Source organism: Microbacterium sp. 18062 (genome assembly GCF_902706225.1).
Lineage (GTDB): Bacteria > Actinomycetota > Actinomycetes > Actinomycetales > Microbacteriaceae > Microbacterium.
Genome location: NZ_CACSKB010000421.1, coordinates 1 through 435, shown reverse-complemented (window position 1 = coordinate 435; position 435 = coordinate 1). Strand labels below are relative to the sequence as shown.

Genomic DNA, 435 nt, shown 5'->3' with positions numbered 1-435 from the left:
ACCGTAGCGTGGGCAAGCTGCAGGCTTGTCCACCGAAGGGCGTCAGTGTCTTGGGCAGCGGCCGGCGGTGGGCAGACCCCGGCACCGCCCGGCACGGGCGGCTGTCCACCTCGGGTGGGCAGCGGGGTTGTCCACGGCAGGCGCGGGCCACCGGGCGCGGTGATGGTGCTGGTCAGTGTTGCATTTTGCTGCAGAAATTAGTTTATTAGTTTGTTTGTTAGTTAGTTTATTTATTTGTTATGGTATAATTTCTCCATTACACCCGCAGGAGAAATGCCATGCGTCCAGCAGAGTTCACCCAAGAGCAGATCATTGAGGCCGGCGAGCAGTTGCAAGCTGCTGGTCGCAACATCACGGGCTTCGCCTTGCGGCAGAAGGTCGGGGGCGGCAACCCTTCTCGCCTCAAGCAGGTCTGGGACGAGCACGTCAACAGCC

1 protein-coding gene is annotated in these 435 nt (G+C 60.0%); it reads left to right on the top strand.

What is annotated here, in order from left to right:
• Nucleotides 1-278: 278 nt before the first annotated feature.
• The coding region (locus tag GVL03_RS23990; protein ID WP_200847359.1) for a DNA-binding protein at nucleotides 279-435 on the top strand (157 nt) is incomplete at its 3' end.